Source organism: Thioclava sp. NG1 (genome assembly GCF_003122275.1).
Classification (GTDB): Bacteria; Pseudomonadota; Alphaproteobacteria; order Rhodobacterales; family Rhodobacteraceae; genus Thioclava; species Thioclava nitratireducens.
In genome coordinates this window covers 1-1,711 of the sequence record NZ_QFBB01000032.1, presented here as the reverse complement: position 1 = coordinate 1,711, position 1,711 = coordinate 1, and the positions used below count along the sequence as shown (strand labels likewise).

Annotated in this window: 2 protein-coding genes; one reads left to right on the top strand and one right to left on the bottom strand. The window is 61.1% G+C overall.

Translation table 11 applies throughout. The features are described 5' to 3' along the window. Window positions 1–186, top strand: a 186-nt coding sequence (locus tag DEM26_RS20520; RefSeq protein WP_233243254.1) for a hypothetical protein, incomplete at its 5' end; no start/stop codon positions are given. Between the two features lie 425 nt (window positions 187–611). Here DEM26_RS20520 and DEM26_RS20140 read toward each other — a convergent pair. Further along, window positions 612–1,711, bottom strand: a 1,100-nt coding sequence (locus DEM26_RS20140) for an MraY family glycosyltransferase (protein WP_369907884.1), incomplete at its 5' end; no start/stop codon positions are given.

Sequence of the window (1,711 nt, the reverse complement as noted above, 5' to 3'; positions counted from 1 at the left end):
ACGGCTGTGGTCGACGCTGTGTACAATAATAAAGGTGAGGCCGTGGTATCCTGCACGGCGGCGGCGAATAGCAACCTCGGCGGTGCGACCCCGGTCGTTGCGGTGATCGTTGGCGTCGGCCTCGCGGCAGCTGCTATGGGCAGCGGCGGCACTAACGGGACCAATGGAACCAACGGCACCAACTGATCCGCGCGATCCGCGATCTTTCGAAAGGCCTCGCTTGAAGCGGGGCCTTTTTGATTCCGCCTAACCACAGGGGAACGCTGCAAAACTATCCAAATCGACAGTGCTCCAGGCCTTACAAACGCGCACTGATACGCTCGAGTTATGATATGACAATCATAAGACGGGTGTTTGAGTGTTGGGGTAGGAGCCGATGTTGACAGGACTCGCGATTTTTCCTCTCGCGGCCTTGGTGTGGATGATGCTCTGGGAGAGCATTGCGCCTGTGCAGGATGAAGCGCCTTATCGCGAGCTGACCAAGTAGGGAATCGCTTGGGCCGATCTGGGCCCGGGCAAGGTGGTGACGAGCGCCGATCCGCGCAGGATAGGTAAGACTCGACGCGCCGGTCGGCGCGCGAATTCGCTAGTCGACCGCCTGCAAATACGCGTCAGATGTCGATCCGTGCACGACGGGCGTTCGCCATCGCACGACGAAGCTTGCTCCCAAGCGCGACGCGACGATAGATCAGCATGTAGCAGACAAAAACCACGCCGACCCCCGCGCCGAGGGATGCGGGTGAAGTCGCGCTGATCACGGTGATGGAGCACGCGATCAGGCTGAGTGACCAGAGAACGACCGAGGTGATCGGATTGCGCATCTCCGGATGTCCGAGCGCTTCGGCAATTCGCTTCGCACGGCTGCGATAGACGAGGCTGTGCAGGTGCAGCCGATCCGCCGCGCCGGGATGGGTCCCGTCGCGCTTCAGCCTGCGGCGAATCGAGACGACCGTCTCGATCCACGGATAGGCGAGCGCGAGCACGGCGATCAGCGGTGAAATCTCGGGATTGCGGGCGGGCAAGACGATGCCGATCACGGCGAGTACGAACCCTGTCGCATAGGCCCCGGCGTCACCGTAAAACAGCTTTCCGGCCGGAAAATTCATCACGAAGAATCCCGCGATCGAGCCGATCATCAGCAGGCAGATCGCCAAGATCGGCCCGTCATTGGTCTGCTCGGCGATAACCGCGAAAGCAGAAAAGACGATGATCGCGCTGCCGGAGGCGAGCCCGTTCACCCCGTCGATGATGTTGAGCGAATTGGCGATCCCGCCGATAGCGATGGCGCTGAGTGCGATCCCGAACGCCGGGTAGCGCAGCAGGTAATCGAGCCCGGGGATATCCGCGCGTTCAATGTGGTAGCCGGACACGAGGCAAAAAATCAGCCCCGCACATACGGTAGCGAGCAGGCGCCACTTGGCGGAGACTTTCTTGGTGATGTCCTCGATCGCCCCGGAGCCGAATGCAGGGCTCGCGCAGAGGCAGATCGTCCACCAAAGCGCCTGTGTCTGCGCATCCAGTGTCAGACCCGCAACCAACGCACCTGCCAGAAGGGCAAAGCCGCCGATCCGCGGGGTCGGGGCCGCGTGGATTTTCTGGATGCCGTGATCGCCGTCGAGCGTGAGCTTGCCATGAAAACTCTTTGTTGCAACGATGAGGGCCGCCATCAGGAACGATGCCAGGAAAGCCGTCACAACATATTCAAGGCCAA